The sequence below is a fragment of the Planomicrobium okeanokoites genome (assembly GCF_003428875.1).
GTDB classification, from domain to species: domain Bacteria; phylum Bacillota; class Bacilli; order Bacillales_A; family Planococcaceae; genus Planococcus; species Planococcus okeanokoites.
The window spans coordinates 284,293-300,565 of the sequence record NZ_QQRS01000001.1 but is presented as its reverse complement, the minus strand read 5'-3'; the positions used below and the strand labels follow the sequence as shown (position 1 = coordinate 300,565).

Below are 16,273 nucleotides of genomic sequence, written 5' to 3'. Positions count from 1 at the left end.
TAATTAAGAATGATTACGATTTACATTTTAAAAGTATAAGACACAATTAGAACAATGTAAACCTAAACAGCTTAAAAGAAAAAACCCCTCTATTAAAGAGGAGCTTTCATTTCTTCTATTACGCCTGGTGAAAATACACCCGCTTTGAACATTTCGATTTCAAATGCATATGGCGCTTTTTTATTCTTGGCATCAGCACCGACATACGGCGTTTCCAGGATTTTAGGAATATCCTTCAAATCACGGTGGTGAACGATGCCGTTCAGGGCTTCGAATCCGATTTCTCCAAAGCCGATATTTTCGTGGCGGTCTTTGGCTGCCCCTCTTACGTTTTTGCTGTCATTGATATGAAGCACTTGCAGTCGTTTAATTCCGACAGTGCGGTCGAACTGTTCAAGGACGCCGTTAAAATCTTCTCTGATATTATACCCGGCGTCATGCGTGTGGCACGTATCAAAGCAGACTGAAAGACGTTCATTATTAGTGACACCATTGATGATTGCTGCGATTTCTTCGAAATTGCGTCCGCATTCCGTCCCTTTGCCCGCCATTGTTTCCAGGGCAATGTTCACTGGATAATCCTGGCTCAGCACTTCGTTCAGGCCTTCGATAATTTTCGCAATCCCTGCTTCCGTTCCTGCACCAACATGTGCTCCCGGGTGAAGAACAATCTGTTTTGCACCAAGAGCCGCAGTCCGTTCAATTTCTTTTTGCAGAAATTCAACGCCGTGAGCGAAAGTTTCCGGCTTTTGGGTATTGGCAATATTGATGATATAAGGTGCATGCACGACAATATTGGATAAGCCGTTTACTTCCATGTGTGCTTTGCCCGCTTCTATATTCAGTTCTTCAATCGGTTTGCGCCGTGAATTCTGTGGTGCTCCGGTATAGATCATGAAAGTTGACGCTCCGTAGGAAGCTGCTTCTTCACTTGCTGCAAGCAGCATTTTCTTGCCGCTCATCGATACATGAGATCCGAGTAACATAGATTCGACTCCTTATTTCTTGCGGTTTTTTCTTCGTTCCGCTTTTTTGATTTCGTCCATTTTCCACTTCATCTTTTTCTTGTACATCGGTTTGACCGATTTCGGTTTGTGGACCATCGTTTTAGCTTTTGCATCCGCTTCGTTTGTTGTCCGGACACGCGTTTTTCTGCTGTGGCGCTCTTTCAGGTCCACAAACTCGCCTTTAACGATGTCTTTCTGCTGGAATGGAATGCCCATTTTTTCAACGCGTACAATTGCGTCATCTTCTTCAGGTTTGAATAATGTGATTGCCAAGCCTTTCATTCCTGCGCGGGCAGTACGGCCGACACGGTGAATGAAGAATTCGAGGTCTTCAGGCAATTCATAGTTGATGACATGGCTGACACCTTGGATATCGATGCCCCGTGCCGCTAAATCTGTGGCAACGATGTATTGATACTCTAGATCGCGGATCTGCCTCATCATTTTTACACGTTCACGAGGAGCAAGGTCACCGTGTACACGGCCGACTTTGATGCCGTCTTTCGCTAATTGGTCTGCCACATAATCCGCATTGGTGCGCGTGTTCACGAAAATGATCGCCAGGTATGGATTGATGACTTCCATCACTTCTTTCAGGCGTTCCATTTTCTTTTTGCTGCGGACAGGGACAAGGTAAAAATCAAGCCCTTCCGCTGTAGGACGCTTGTCTCCAAGGTTTACATGTATCGGAGATTCCATATATTTTTTCAGGAACGGCTTCAGTTTTTCAGGAATTGTGGCGGAAAAGACATACATCTCCAGGTCTTCCTGCATTTTTCCTGCCACCTGGTCGATTTCTTCGATAAAGCCCATATCAAACGCCAAATCCGCTTCATCTACCACAAGAATTTTTGCAGTATGAACGAATAACGCGCGTTCATTGACCATATCCTTCAATCTTCCCGGCGTACCGATGACGATATGCGGCTGTGTCTTCAGTTTATTGATGGAACGCTGTTTATCAGTTCCGCCGATAAATGATTTCACTTCGATGCCTGAGCCTTCTGTAAGACGCAGGATTTCATTGTAGATTTGTGTACCAAGCTCCCGCGTCGGCGCAGCGATGACTGCCTGCACTTCCTGCCGCTCCACATCAATGCGTTCGACGATCGGAATGATGAAACTGTGCGTCTTGCCTGTCCCTGTATGGGATTGGCCGATTGCACTGTTGCCTTTCAATATATGCGGCATAATTTGCTGCTGAATTGCTGTCGGTTCTGTAAAACCGAGTTTTTCCACTGCCTCTAACAGGAATGGTTTCAATTGGTATTCGTTGAATTTTGTCATGGGATTTAATTCCCTCCTTACGCTCCGTATATTATAGCATAAATGAGCTATTTTAAGCGATGCAACTTTTGTAAAGCTGTGCCGTCTCCGTTATAATGAAAGTATTGATTGTTGAAAGGAGCGGTACCAGATGAAAGTAATGAAAATATCGCCTAGAGGATATTGCTACGGAGTGGTGGATGCCATGGTCATAGCGAAAAATGCCGCAATGGACGAAACTTTGCCGCGTCCCATCTATATATTAGGAATGATCGTCCATAATAAACATGTAACCGATGCATTCGAACAGGATGGCATCATCACGCTTGACGGCCCTAACCGTCTGGAGATCCTTGAAAAAGTGGAGTCCGGAACCGTCATTTTCACAGCACACGGTGTATCTCCACAAGTTCGTGAACTGGCGCGCCGCAAAGGACTTGTATCGATCGATGCTACCTGCCCGGATGTTACAGTTACACATGACCTGATCCGCGAAAAAACAGCAGAAGGCTATCATATTGTATACATCGGCAAGAGCGGACATCCTGAACCGGAAGGCGCAATCGGCGTCGCTCCTGATTTAGTCCACCTGGTCGAAAACGTCGATGATGTGAACAACCTGGAATTGACAGCAGACAAAATCATCATCACCAACCAAACAACAATGAGCCAATGGGATGTTGTAGCCATGATGGAGAGGCTATCTGAAAAATTCCCGCATTCTGAAGTGCATAAGGAAATTTGCCTTGCCACCCAGGTTCGTCAGGAAGCTGTTGCCGAACAGGCTGGAGAAGCTGATCTGCTGATCGTAATCGGCGACCCGATGAGCAATAACTCGAATCGCTTGGCTCAAGTATCACAGGACATCGCAGGTACACCTGCTTACCGTATTTCCGATTTGTCCGAGCTGAAACTTGAATGGCTCGAAGGTGTTGAAACTGTTGGTGTGACAGCTGGAGCGTCAACTCCGACTCCGATCGTAAAAGAAGTCATGAACTTCCTGGATAAATTCGACCCTGCCGATCCTTCAACCCATGAATTAACGCGGTCAGTACCATTGAATAAAATCCTGCCGAAGATCAAACACCCGAAACCGTCCGATCGCATTGAGCCTTATCCGGTTGGTGAATAATTAAGAAAAGCGGTATCCTTATAGCAAAAGCGCCATTTCTGCAATATGCAGAAATGGCGCTTTTTATCATATGATTTTAAACGGTTCCGTATCCACTTCGGACGCTATAAATTCACATTGCAACTTTGTGTGCTTAGCCATATATTCGGCTACTCCCCTGATCATCACCTTCTCAACATGATGGCCGGGATCGATGATGTTCAACCCGATGGCTTGTGCATCCTGTGCCGTATGGAAATACATATCACCGGTAACATAGACGTCAGCTCCGGAACGCTTGGCCTGCGAAATGTATTTATTGCCATCGCCTCCAAGGACCGCCACTTTCTTCACTTTGTCCTCCCCATTGCCAACCATTCTTGCAAACGGGACATCGAGTTTCTCTTTCACAAGTTCAGCAAAATTGCGGAGAGTCATTTCTTCCGATAAGGTGCCCACTCTTCCCAGGCCCATTGGCAGCTCTTTATTTTCAAGGGTGAAGACATCATAAGCAACTTCTTCATAAGGATGTGCGGCGATCATTGCCCGGATAACACGGTCTTTATCCGCTTTACGTACCACCACTTCAATTTTCGACTCCTCAGTCACTTCCATTTTACCTGATTCCCCGATATATGGATCAGCATCTGCAGTCGGCCGGAAACGTCCTGTGCCAGACAGCGTATAACTGCAATACTCGTAATCGCCAATTGCCCCTGCGCCAGCCTTGCCCAGCGCATCCCGCAATTGATCTTCATGGCTTTCTGGCACAAAAACAGCGATTTTAACCAGCTCGGCTTCATAAGTCTGGACGAGGATATCAGTATTCTCTAGTCCCAGCGCCTGCGCCAGGAGATCATTGACTCCGCCATCAGCGACGTCCAGATTGGTGTGGGCAGCATAAACGGCAATGTCATGCTTGATAAGTTTCTCCATCAGCCTGCCTTGAGGGAAATCTGTCTGAAGATTTTTCAATGGACGGAATATCGGGGGATGGTGCGCTATAATCAGTTCAGCTTTTTTGCTGATCGCTTCATCCACTACCGCTTCATCGACATCAAGTGTCACCAGGACACGCTCAACTTTTTTATTCAACGTACCGACGTGGAGGCCGATTGGATCCCCTTCCATTGCCAAATATTTCGGAGACCATTTTTCGAATTCTTCGATGATTTGCTGGCCATTAGGTATTTTCACCATGCAGCACCTCTTCCGTTAATTGAATTTTATGGATCAGTTCCTGTTTTTTCGCGAGTATTTCAACAGTCTGTTCAGTTGATTCCATCGCCAGCAGGATCCGTTTCCATTGGGAACTTTCCCTGTCCCACTTCTCCATAAACACAGCAGATTTTTCTTTCATCAGGAATGGGCCCATCAGAAGTTCCTGCTCATTATAGGACACATGTGATGAGACAGGTTCGAGTACAAGGATTTCGTAAATCTTATCATTTTCCTTTAGTATCTCTTCATCAATAATTGACCATCCGTTGAAAGCTGCCCATTCACGTATCGATTTGGCATGGACATTCGGCTGGAGAATCAGACGCTCGACTCCTGACAGTTTCTCTTTGCCGTCTTCCAATATGGAAGCGATCAAAGGCCCCCCCATGCCGGCTATTGTCACAGCTGTTACACCATCAACCGACTCCACTGCTGCCAGTCCATTCGCCAGCCTGACTTCGATAACGTCGCTCAGACCTTCCTGGCGTACTTGGTTCCTTGCTGATTCAAAAGGGCCTTTAACTACTTCACCGGCTATTCCTTTTTCGATGTCGCCTTTTAAAGCCAGATAGCACGGAAGGTAAGCATGGTCACTGCCGATATCAGCCAGCACTGCGTTTTTAGGAACATAAGCGGCCACCCGTTTCAATCTTTCCGATAATTGTTGCGCATTCATCCAAAATCCTCCATTTGACAGAAAAACCCTTAGCTCCTGAAGAACTAAGGGTTTTTTGCTATTATTCGAGTGACAGAATCCACTCAGCCATTGCTGGGATGTTATCAGCTTCTACCAGTCCGCCTGGCATGCCGCCTTTACCGTTTGCAATGATTTCTTCGATTTCTTCCTGAGACATTTCAGTTGCTACTAATGATGGCCCTACTCCGCCTTCATAATTGCCGCCGTGGCATGAAATACAGCTTTCCTGCGCTTTAGCTTCCGGGTCGAATTCCCCTGCGTCTGCAGTTTCTTCGCCTTCACCAGTGCCTTCGCCTGTAGCTGCACCTTCACCATTTTCTTCAGCTGCATGTTCTTCAGCAATTTCAGCTTCGTTGCCGACGCCTTCCAATGACAGGAAGAAAATTAAGCCGATTCCGAAAGCCATGATTAAGATATAAGGTACAATTGCATTTTTTTGCATCCGTTACCCCTCCCTCTTCAAGTTCTGCAAATGATAGTATTCGTATCATTCATTATTGTACTGTATTCTGCCCGAAACCGAAAGACATAACGGAGAAGTTTTAACTGTTTGTGACAAATTCGGTAATTTAACAGCCGATTTGTCTAGCAATTACCATACGCTGAACTTCCGAAGTACCTTCACCGATTTCAAGAAGTTTAGCGTCACGCATATAGCGCTCCACTTCATATTCTTTCATGTAGCCGTAGCCGCCGTGGATCTGGATCGCTTCATCTGCAACTTCCATCGAAATTTCTGAAGCGTAAAGTTTAGCCATGGAAGCTTCTTTCGTAAATGGACGGCCTTGGTCTTTCAGCCATGCAGCTTTATAGACCATATTGCGTGCCAGTTCAATCTTCATCGCCATATCAGCCAATTTAAATTGAGTGATTTGGAATTCCGAAAGCGTCTTGCCGAATTGCTTGCGCTCTTTTGAATAGGCTAAAGCCTTATTGAACGCTGCCTGAGCGATGCCCACAGCCATGGCTGCAATTCCAATACGTCCGCCGTCAAGCGTAACAAGGAATTGCTTGAAACCGTCTCCGCGTTTGCCCAGAAGGTTTTCTTTTGGCACTCGGACATTCTCCAGTACCAGCTCGGTTGTGTTTGAAGAATTAAGACCCATTTTTTCGTAGTTATCGATGATAGTAAAGCCTTCAGCATCTGTCGGAACAATGATAGCACTGATTTCCTTCTTGCCGTCATTCATTCCAGTTATCGCTGTGATCGCCAAGTGCTTCGCATGGCTGGCATTCGTAATATATACTTTCGACCCATTGATCACCCAGTCATCACCGTCTTCAATCGCACGGGTTTCAGTTCCGCCAGCATCAGATCCGGCATTTGGTTCTGTTAAGCCGAACGCGCCGAATGATTCTCCCGAACAAATAGGAGTCAGGTATTTCTCTTTCTGTTCATCTGTGCCGAACAGATTAAGTGGTGCTCCGCCAAGTGAAATATGAGCGGAATAAGTGATCCCAGTAGAAGCACAAGCGCGGCTCAATTCTTCCGTGACAATTGCAAAACTTGTAGTGTCAGCTCCAGCGCCGCCGTATTTTTCATCAAACGGCAATCCCATCATCCCCATGTCGGAAAGCTGTTTGAAAATTTCTGTCGGAAATTCCTTGCTTCTGTCGCGGTCGATTGCTCCCGGAGCAACCACTTTGTCAGCAAATTCCTTCATCGTTTTCTTGATCATCTGTTGTTCTTGCGTCAAATCGAAATTCATTATTTTACATCCCCTTTAATCTGAATACGCTTACATTATTCATTATATAGCTAAAATTCCGTCAAACTCAATAGATAAGGTGATAATGATATTTTTTTGGATGATATATATATAGTTCAGATTAAAGAATCAGTATAATTATGCCGCTACGGCGCTTTGGACAAGGGCAAAGATTATGCTCCTGCGCACTGCTCGTCGCAAAGGAGGTGCCATCTTCGTATGGCACACCTTGACTCCCGCAATAAGCCGAAAAGAGCCCTCGTCTTATTGCTCCGCCCAGTCCGGCGACGCGCCTTTGCTGAGAGAAATCTTTATAGATATGGATTAAAACAGCGGAGACTCCCAGGCTACCGAGCGTAGTATTGAGATCCACTCGGGCGAAGTGCAAGGAGCACGAGTTAGCTCAGCGCAAGCAGTCAGGAAAGTGCAGCTGTTTTGTGGAATATCGGCTATTAAAAATTATTTGTTCAACTTATATAGATGGAGATCCCTTCAACAAATATATCAAACAAAAAAACCGTTTCCCATAAATGCATGAGAAACGGCTGTGCTTATTCTAAAAAGTCTTTCAAGCGTTTGCTTCTTGAAGGATGGCGAAGCTTGCGAAGTGCTTTCGCTTCGATTTGACGGATACGCTCACGCGTTACGCCAAATACTTTTCCTACTTCTTCAAGGGTGCGTGTGCGTCCGTCATCAAGACCGAAGCGCAGGCGCAGGACATTTTCTTCACGGTCAGTCAGTGTATCCAGTACATCTTCGAGCTGTTCTTTCAAAAGTTCATAGGCAGCATGATCAGATGGCGACTGGGCATCTGAGTCTTCGATGAAGTCCCCAAGATGTGAATCATCTTCTTCACCAATAGGTGTTTCGAGTGATACGGGTTCTTGAGCGATCTTCAGGATTTCACGCACTTTTTCCGGTTGAAGATCCATTTCTTCACCGATTTCCTCCGGTGATGGCTCACGGCCGAGATCCTGCAGCAATTGGCGTTGTACACGGATCAGTTTATTGATGGTTTCAACCATATGGACGGGAATCCGGATGGTGCGTGCCTGGTCGGCAATCGCACGTGTAATGGCCTGTCGAATCCACCATGTAGCATAGGTACTGAATTTGAATCCTTTAGAGTAGTCGAATTTTTCGACTGCTTTGATCAGACCCATATTCCCTTCCTGGATCAGGTCCAGGAACAGCATGCCGCGGCCGACGTAACGCTTGGCAATACTGACGACAAGACGAAGGTTCGCTTCAGCAAGTCGTTTCTTGGCTTCTTCATCACCTTGCTCGATCAGTTTTGCAAGACGCACTTCTTCTTCAGCTTTTAAGAGATCGACACGCCCGATTTCTTTCAGGTACATACGGACGGGGTCGTTGATCTTAACGCCTGGAGGCACACTCAGATCATTCAGGTCGAATTTTTCCTCGGTAGGTTTCATCAGGCGATCCAAATGTTCTTCATCATCGGATTTTCTTTCAAGCTCAATGCCGTGGCCTTCCAATTGATCGATGAATTCCTCCACCTGGTCGGATTCCATCTCGAATACTGCTAATTTATCAGCGATCTGCTCGTAATTGAGTTCACCGCTCTTTTTACCGGTCTCTATCAATTGTTTCTTAGCTTCCTCGACACTCACTTCCGGACCTTCAGTAGTCAATGGTACGTTACTTGCTTCAACTTCATTTTGGCGATCAGACTTTTCAGCCATTCGACTTCCTCCTTTAAATACCGGAATTAAACTATAGCGACTTTCGCAAAGCAATCACTTCTTGGGCAAGAAGCAAAGCACGCTTCAGATCATGCTGTTTTTCCGCTTCTTTTGATTGCTGTATCTTCAATGAAATTTCCTGCTCTATACGATGTTTGCCCAGATGTTTCAGACAATCGGAAATCTCTTCTTCAGGATGGTCAGGGTCCCGTTCCGAAAGGGCGGTCTCCATCACCAGTTTCCGAAGTTCAGGATCCTGGAGCGTTTCGAGAAATTTATGGAAATCCGCTTTATTCCATTCTTCATAAAATCCAAGCAATTGCACGTATATTGCCTGGAATTCCTCACTGATGAACGGAATTCCATCCTGCTGGGCGAGTTTGTCCATGACAGAAGCGTCTGCCAGCGCATGAGCCATCAAGAGCCGTTCTGCCCGGTGCAGTGAAGTGACCTTTTTAGGTTCACGCCTCACGGGCTGCGCAGGTGCTTCAGGACGGTTCCTTTCAACGGACTTGTTCTCCAGTTTGCGGTAGTGCTGCAGAATTGCTTCCTGAGACAAGCCTGTTTCTGTGGATAATTGTTTGATATAAAGATCCCGTTCCAGTGGTGTTGACCGTCCCGCCAATAATTGCAGGACTTCCTGGATATATTGGAGCAGATCATTTTCATATTGGAAATTTTTATGGCGTCTGGCATGCATCATGGCAAAAGCTATGAAAGCATGCGGTTTGCCGATGATCTGTTCCTTAAAAGCTTCGCTGCCGTTTTCACGGACATAATCATCCGGATCCATTTTTCCTGGCAATACAGCAACTTCCACTTTGAACTTTTCCTCATTCAACGCAATAGCAGCACGTTTCGCAGCTTCCCATCCGGCGTCATCGCCATCAAAACATATGACGACTTCCTGTGCGAAACGTTTCATGATCCGGATGTGCTGGGCGGTCAGGGACGTACCCATCGTCGCAAGTGCATTATCGACTCCCGCTTTTCCGGCCGCTATGACGTCCATGAATCCTTCGAAAAGAACTATTTTCCTGTTCTTTCGGATCGACCCTCTTGCCAAGTGAAAATTGTAGAGGACCTGGCTTTTTTGGAATACAGGCGATTCCGGGCTGTTCATATATTTGGCTTCCTGTTTCGTGTTTTCCATGATTCTGCCGGAAAACGCTATGGTCTTACCGGTTTCATTCATGATCGGGAACATGATGCGGCCGCGGAAGCGATCGAAAAAGCCATCCGACTGTTCACGCGCAATCGCCAGTCCGCTCGAAGTCAACTCTTCTTCTGTATACCCTTTTTTCTGCAAAGCAGACGATATATAATTCCATTCCGGCAATGACCAGCCGATCCGGTATTTCTCGATCATCTCGCGGGTGAATCCCCGGTTTTCGAGATAATCAAGCGCCGCCTGCCCTTCTTCTGTATTCAACAGAATATGATGATACATATCAGCTGCAAACTCATGCATATCCACCAGCCGGTTATCGGCTTTTGACGGAGCGTCCGCTGACGTGGAGGATGCGCTGATTTCTATCTCATGCCCTGTCCGCTGACCCAGTCTCGATAAAGCTTCCTGAAAAGACAGGTTTTCGATATCCATCAGGAATGTTATAACATTGCCGCCTGCGCCGCAGCCGAAACAGTGGAATATCTGTTTATCGGATGTAACGGAAAACGACGGGGTGCTCTCACCATGGAATGGGCATAACCCAAACCAGTTCCTGCCCCTTTTGGTCAATTGGACATACTCACCGACTACATCCACAATATCCGCAGAAGAGCGGATTTGTTCAATCACTTCTTCTGGTACCCGACTGGACACATTCATCACCATCTTTTTTTGCTTAACATACTTAATTCGAGATACAGCGGCAAATTCCTTCATGTTTCTATAAAAATCTGAAGGGATCAATTTAGTCTATCTTAATGCTTTAGCCACAATTCTTCATTATAAAACTCTTTTGCGGAAAAATCCACAAATAAAGCAGAAAAACCTCCTTTTCAGGCGGCTTTTCCACTTGGTTTATTTCAATTTGCTCATGATCAGGTTTGCGGTTTCTTCAACAGCCCGATTTGTCACATCGATCACTTCACAATTGATCTTCTCGACAATTTTATTGAAATGGATGATTTCTTCATGGATGCGCTGGATTTTCGCGTAATTGGCATCATCGTTCAAACCCAGTGCAATAAGTCTTTCTTTCCGGATGTGATTGAGTTTTTCAGGAGAAATGACCAGTCCAAAGCATTTCTCTGGGGCGACCCTGAACAATTCTTCCGGAGGATCCACTTCAGGAACCAGCGGAACGTTCGCCACCTTCAAACGCTTATGCGCCAAATACTGTGAAAGCGGGGTCTTCGAAGTCCTCGAAATGCCCACCAGCACTATGTCGGCCATCAAAATACCTCTTGGGTCACGGCCGTCATCGTATTTTACTGCAAACTCGATCGCTTCGACTTTCTTGAAATAATCATCATCCAATTTTCTTACCAGTCCAGCCTCTTCAAGCGGTTCGGCTTTCAATTCCACTCTCAAGGCATCCAGCAATGGCCCCATCAGATCCACAGCGGTCACTTTGAGCCGTGCGGTTTCTGTTACAATAAATTCACGCAACTTGTTAGATACGAGTGTATAAACGACAAATGCATGCTGATCAGCGGCCATATGGATGATGTCTCTCACTTGGTCAATTGAATCAATATATGGAAACCGTTTCAAGGAGACATTCTGATCAGGATTCAGATACTGGCTGACTGCTGCTTTAGCCACCAGCTCCCCTGTTTCTCCCACTGAATCGGAAATCACGAATACACGCAGTAGATTCATCTATTGTTCACCTCATAATTCATGGCTTTCGGATAGGGACAAAAATGCCCGGGTAATATTGGTTTTCGTTATGCGTCCCACAACTTTCAATCCGTTCGACAATTCTTCGACGACCGGCAGGGCATCAATCTGCTGATTGATCAGCCGATTAGCTACCTGTATCAGGGAATCGGCTTTAAAGCAATACGTGATGTTCGGCATCCTGGTCATGATGATATGTACGGGAATAGCCGTCAGATCCTGGCTGCCGATGCTTGTGCGAAGTAAATCTTTGCGGGATAGGACACCCGTCAGCAATGAATTTTTATCCACTACGAACAAAGTGCCGACATCGTCCAGGAACATCTGGCTTATCGCGTCGTAGACACTGACATTTTCCCGGACGACTACCGGAATCGACTGGAAGTCTTTGACTTTCATATTATTCATCGTATCGGTCACATCATGGCCCGGCTTTTTGCCGGAATAGAAATAGCCGACCCGCGGACGTGCGTCCAGGAATCCAGCCATTGTCAGGATAGCAAGGTCAGGCCGCAAAGTCGCCCGCGTCAGGTGAAGGCGTTCAGCTATTTGCTCGCCTGTTATAGGACCATTCCCTTTGACGATGCGCAGTATCTCTTCTTGTCTTTTATTGAGTTCGATCGGACTCACCGCCTCAAAATATGTGTTATACTCAATGATGATTATTATATACTAATTAGAGCGATATTGCGAAGAAAAGTTTAGCGTGATACAATACTTACAGATTCTATAGCAGGCAATGAAAGATCTATAAGTACTGCCAAACGAGCGAGCGGGGACAGTGAAAGCCTGCATCGGCAGGAAAAGGCAATCTGGAGCCATATTTTTTTAAGAGGGCTGTATCAGCAGCCAATCGGGGTGGAACCGCGGGTCATAACGTACTCGTCCTCGGACTTTATGTCCGGGACGTGTGCGATTTTTTATTTTATGGAGGTAATTTTTATGTCAATGGAAGATGTAGTATCGTTAGCAAAACACAGAGGCTTTGTATTCCCGGGCTCTGAAATTTACGGAGGGCTCGCAAATACGTGGGATTACGGCCCACTCGGCGTCGAACTTAAGAACAATATCAAAAAAGCATGGTGGAAAAAATTCGTACAGGAATCCCCTTATAATGTCGGACTTGATGCCGCAATTCTGATGAACCCGAAAACGTGGATCGCTTCAGGCCACGTCGGCAACTTCAATGATCCGATGATCGACTGCAAGAGCTGCAAGTCACGCCTGCGCGCTGACAAATTGATCGAAGAGGCATTGGATGCAAAAGGGATCGAAATGATCGTCGATGGCCTGTCGTTCGAAAAAATGGCTGAATTGATCGAAGAGCATTCAATCGACTGTCCGGTCTGCGGCAAGCATGACTTCACAGAAATCCGCCAGTTCAATCTGATGTTCAAAACTTTCCAAGGTGTGACAGAAGCGTCGACCAACGAAATCTTCCTGCGTCCGGAAACGGCACAAGGGATTTTCGTCAACTACAAGAATGTCCAGCGCTCGATGCGCAAAAGAATGCCTTTCGGTATCGCACAGATCGGCAAGAGTTTCCGCAACGAAATCACGCCGGGGAACTTCACTTTCCGTACGCGTGAATTCGAACAGATGGAACTTGAATTCTTCTGCAAACCCGGTGAAGACCTGGAATGGTATGCCTACTGGCGCGATTTCAGCAAAAACTGGCTGTTGAACCTCAACATGTCGGAAGATAATATGCGTCTGCGCGAACACGATGCGGATGAACTTTCCCATTACTCGAACGCGACAGTCGACATCGAATATAAATTCCCATTCGGCTGGGGTGAACTATGGGGCATCGCTGACCGCACCGATTTTGACTTGAAGCGCCATATGGAACATTCGGGTGAAGACTTCAATTACATCGATCCGATCACCAACGAACGCTTTGTGCCTTATTGCATCGAACCATCACTGGGTGCTGACCGTGTCACACTCGCCTTCCTTGTTGATGCCTATCACGAAGAAGAACTTGACAATGATGACAAGCGCACCGTATTGAAGTTCCACCCAGCATTGGCTCCTTATAAAGCCGCTGTCCTTCCGTTGTCCAAGAAATTGGCAGAAGGCGCGACAGAAGTATTCGCTGATCTGGCGAAACACTTCATGGTCGATTACGATGAGTCCCAGTCGATCGGTAAACGCTACCGTCGCCAGGATGAAATCGGTACACCATTCTGTGTCACTTATGATTTCGATTCAGTCGAAGACGGCCAAGTGACTGTCCGCCACCGCGATTCCATGGAACAGGTGCGCATGCCAATCGCTGAAGTACAGGCTTATATCGAAAAGCATATTCAGTTTTAATAAAGAAAAGCGGAAACGTCCGCTCAGCCAAAGTGGCTTACGACTCGAGGAGTTGGCCGTTGGAGTCTGGATACTAATAAAGAAAATCGAAAGCGCTGCCCCTAAATTATGGGAGCAGCGCTTTAATATTTTGTTTGAAGCGCTCGCGGACAGTATTTTCCGAATGCGGACAGTAAATTGGATTTCCGGACAGTATTTGATCTGTTCCGGACAGCAAATGAAAAATATGGAAAAAAAGATGACCCTGACCAGCTGGATTCAGCTGTCTTTAGGGTCATCTTCTGCTTTTTTCGGCAAAAATTCAGGCGTGCGTTCGAGCTGCTCCAGAAATTTCCTGGATTTCAGCCGGATGCCGGCCTGTTCTTCGTAAATTGTGCGGACTATCTGCTTCAGTAAAGATTTCGATTCTTTTTTCAGCGTCAAAGATCCTACACGTTCAATCGGTACAAAGTAAAGCGTACGGATCACTTTAACAAGTGCAGGGCTCAGACGGATGATATAGGGATCGATATGGAAGCAGCGATGGCAGAGGAATCCGAGTTCCTGGAAAGAAAAAGCGAATTCCCCTTCTGTCGCACCGCAATTGGCACATTCATGGAGAGTCGGTGCCAGACCGGCCGTCTGCAGCATTTTCCACTCGACGAACAAGGTGATCGCTTCAGGATCGTAGCCTTCTTCGATGGCGTGCAATGCCTGAAAGAGCATTTCATAAATGCCCGGCTGCGGTTCGTCCTGCTCCGTCAGACGGTCGACAAGCTCTGTAATGTAACTGGCATAGGCGGTGGACATGATATCTTCACGGATATGGCGAAGCGACTCCAATTGGTCGCCTGCCTGAAGCGTCCCCATTCCTTTGCCTTTATAAATTGAATAAGTGCCATGTGTAAAAGGCTGGGTTATTGCAGCCAGCCGGCTTGCGGGCTTTTTGGCACCTCTCGCCATACAGGTGATTTTCCCTGCTTCGCGGGTGAACAAGGTGACGATTTTATTGTTTTCACCATACGGCATCGTACGGATGACGATGCCCTCTAATTGACTCTGCATGGAGACTACCCCTTAGTATTCATCGTCTCTGAATCCAAAATCACGCAAATGAAGGGCCTTATTGCGCCAGTCTTTCTGCACTTTCACCCATAGCTCCAGATATACTTTCGAACCGAGCAGGTTCTGGATATCCTGGCGCGCACGGGAACCGATCTCTTTCAATAACGCACCTTTTTTACCGATGACAATCCCTTTTTGGGAATCACGTTCCACCATGATCGTTGCCTGGACACGGACCATATCAGGATTTTCCTCATCCGGTGCAATTTTTTCGATGACTACAGCAATTGAGTGGGGAATTTCTTCCCGCGTCAAATGAAGCGCCTTCTCGCGGATCAATTCGGAAATGATGAATCGTTCCGGATGATCGGTCACCTGGTCAGCTGGATAGTACTGCGGGCCTTCCGGCAGACGTTCTGAAATCTTGACAAGAAGATTTTCCACGTTATTGCCCTGCAATGCAGAAATCGGAATCGCTTCAGCGAAATCGAATTCATTGCGGTAGGATTCAATAATCCTCGGAAGATCGTCCGGATGTACCTGGTCGATTTTATTCAATACCAGGAAGACCGGCACTTCAATGCCTTTCAGCATTTCAAGGACATAGCGGTCCTGCTTGCCGATGCGGTCAGCCGCACTTGCGACAAACAGCAGCACATCCACTTCGCGGAATGTATTTTTTGCGACTTTCAACATGAAATCGCCAAGTTTATGGCGAGGTTCGTTGATGCCCGGTGTATCGATGAAAACCATTTGGCTGTCATTGGTTGTAACGACACCTTGGACTTTATTGCGTGTAGTCTGCGGCTTATCGCTCATAATGGCGATTTTTTGGCCGACTACACGGTTCAGGAACGTCGATTTTCCGACATTCGGACGGCCGATGATGGAAATGAAGCCTGATTTGAAGCCATTATTTTCCTGCTGCATATTTAAGGTCCTCCGGTGTAAAAGCTCCAGGCAACAGTTCGCTGATAGTCGTATCCTGAACATCGCCTTTCAGATTCGTCAAATAGACAGGCATATCAGGTGCACAGAATTCAGCCAGCACCTGGCGGCAAGCGCCACAAGGGGAAACAGGCCCTTCCGTATCAGCCGATACAGCCAATGCCTTAAATGTACGGTCGCCTTCCGAAACAGCTTTGAACATCGCTGTTCGCTCAGCACAGTTCGTCATGGAGTAACCGGCGTTTTCGATATTGCATCCCAGGTAGACTTTGCCGTCTGATGTCAGCAGCGCAGCTCCAACCGGAAATTTTGAGTAAGGCACATAAGCATTTTCACGTGCCGCTATTGCTTGTTCCAACAATTGTTCTTTTTCCATCTCAATCACCTCTATAAA

General features: G+C 46.6%; 15 protein-coding genes. 2 read left to right on the top strand and 13 right to left on the bottom strand.

The features are described from left to right. Nucleotides 1-92 precede the first annotated feature (92 nt). On the bottom strand, nt 93-986 hold the full coding sequence (locus tag D2910_RS01545) for a deoxyribonuclease IV (RefSeq protein WP_117312179.1): 894 nt from the start codon (nt 984-986) through the stop codon (nt 93-95). A 12-nt stretch (nt 987-998) separates the two neighbouring features. Further along, nucleotides 999-2,294, bottom strand: coding sequence for a DEAD/DEAH box helicase (locus tag D2910_RS01540; protein ID WP_084246121.1), 1,296 nt, complete (start codon nt 2,292-2,294; stop codon nt 999-1,001). 130 nt (nt 2,295-2,424) lie between these two features. Here D2910_RS01540 and D2910_RS01535 point away from each other — a divergent pair, with 130 nt between their 5' ends. Continuing rightward, nucleotides 2,425-3,405, top strand: a complete 981-nt coding sequence (locus tag D2910_RS01535; RefSeq protein WP_084246123.1) for a 4-hydroxy-3-methylbut-2-enyl diphosphate reductase — start codon at nt 2,425-2,427, stop codon at nt 3,403-3,405. Between the two features lie 66 nt (nt 3,406-3,471). On the opposite strand, the gene D2910_RS01530 is transcribed toward D2910_RS01535, so the two are convergent. The 8 genes from D2910_RS01530 to ccpN all read right to left on the bottom strand — a co-directional run bounded on the left by D2910_RS01530 (nt 3,472) and on the right by ccpN (nt 12,198). Then, nucleotides 3,472-4,581, bottom strand: coding sequence for a Nif3-like dinuclear metal center hexameric protein (locus D2910_RS01530; RefSeq protein WP_117312576.1), 1,110 nt, complete (start codon nt 4,579-4,581; stop codon nt 3,472-3,474). Beyond that, nucleotides 4,568-5,281 carry a tRNA (adenine(22)-N(1))-methyltransferase gene (locus D2910_RS01525; RefSeq protein ID WP_084246125.1) on the bottom strand — a complete coding sequence of 238 codons (714 nt, stop codon included), beginning with the start codon at nt 5,279-5,281 and terminating at the stop codon, nt 4,568-4,570. Before D2910_RS01525 ends, D2910_RS01530 begins: the two co-directional genes overlap by 14 nt. A 61-nt stretch (nt 5,282-5,342) precedes the next feature. After that, the gene (gene cccA, locus D2910_RS01520; protein WP_084246127.1) at nt 5,343-5,744 is read right to left on the bottom strand and encodes a cytochrome c550; all 402 of its coding nucleotides are present in this window, start codon (nt 5,742-5,744) and stop codon (nt 5,343-5,345) included. Nucleotides 5,745-5,871: 127 nt separating this feature from the next. Beyond that, nucleotides 5,872-7,011 (bottom strand): acyl-CoA dehydrogenase, encoded by a 1,140-nt coding sequence (locus D2910_RS01515; RefSeq protein WP_117312178.1) that lies wholly within the window; start codon nt 7,009-7,011, stop codon nt 5,872-5,874. A gap of 551 nt (nt 7,012-7,562) precedes the next feature. Then, nucleotides 7,563-8,717 (bottom strand): RNA polymerase sigma factor RpoD, encoded by a 1,155-nt coding sequence (gene rpoD / locus D2910_RS01510; protein ID WP_084246133.1) that lies wholly within the window; start codon nt 8,715-8,717, stop codon nt 7,563-7,565. 31 nt (nt 8,718-8,748) lie between these two features. Continuing rightward, nucleotides 8,749-10,542: a DNA primase gene (gene dnaG, locus D2910_RS01505; RefSeq protein ID WP_084246816.1), complete on the bottom strand. Its 1,794-nt coding sequence runs from the start codon at nt 10,540-10,542 to the stop codon at nt 8,749-8,751. 201 nt (nt 10,543-10,743) lie between these two features. Then, nucleotides 10,744-11,547, bottom strand: a complete 804-nt coding sequence (locus D2910_RS01500) for a pyruvate, water dikinase regulatory protein (protein ID WP_084246135.1) — start codon at nt 11,545-11,547, stop codon at nt 10,744-10,746. A gap of 12 nt (nt 11,548-11,559) precedes the next feature. After that, nucleotides 11,560-12,198 carry a transcriptional regulator CcpN gene (gene ccpN / locus D2910_RS01495; protein ID WP_084246137.1) on the bottom strand — a complete coding sequence of 213 codons (639 nt, stop codon included), beginning with the start codon at nt 12,196-12,198 and terminating at the stop codon, nt 11,560-11,562. Between the two features lie 312 nt (nt 12,199-12,510). Here ccpN and D2910_RS01490 point away from each other — a divergent pair, with 312 nt between their 5' ends. Then, complete coding sequence (locus D2910_RS01490; RefSeq protein WP_084246139.1) at nt 12,511-13,887, top strand: glycine--tRNA ligase; 1,377 nt, start codon at nt 12,511-12,513, stop codon at nt 13,885-13,887. Nucleotides 13,888-14,145: 258 nt separating this feature from the next. On the opposite strand, the gene recO is transcribed toward D2910_RS01490, so the two are convergent. From recO to D2910_RS01475, 3 genes are read right to left on the bottom strand one after another with little or no spacing between them, the layout of a single operon-like run. After that, the gene (gene recO, locus D2910_RS01485; protein ID WP_117312177.1) at nt 14,146-14,931 is read right to left on the bottom strand and encodes a DNA repair protein RecO; all 786 of its coding nucleotides are present in this window, start codon (nt 14,929-14,931) and stop codon (nt 14,146-14,148) included. 12 nt (nt 14,932-14,943) lie between these two features. Then, nucleotides 14,944-15,861: a GTPase Era gene (gene era, locus D2910_RS01480; protein ID WP_117312176.1), complete on the bottom strand. Its 918-nt coding sequence runs from the start codon at nt 15,859-15,861 to the stop codon at nt 14,944-14,946. After that, entirely contained in the window at nt 15,845-16,255 is a 411-nt protein-coding gene (locus D2910_RS01475; RefSeq protein WP_084246145.1) for a cytidine deaminase, read from the bottom strand. Before D2910_RS01475 ends, era begins: the two co-directional genes overlap by 17 nt. Between the last annotated feature and the right edge of the window lie 18 nt (nt 16,256-16,273).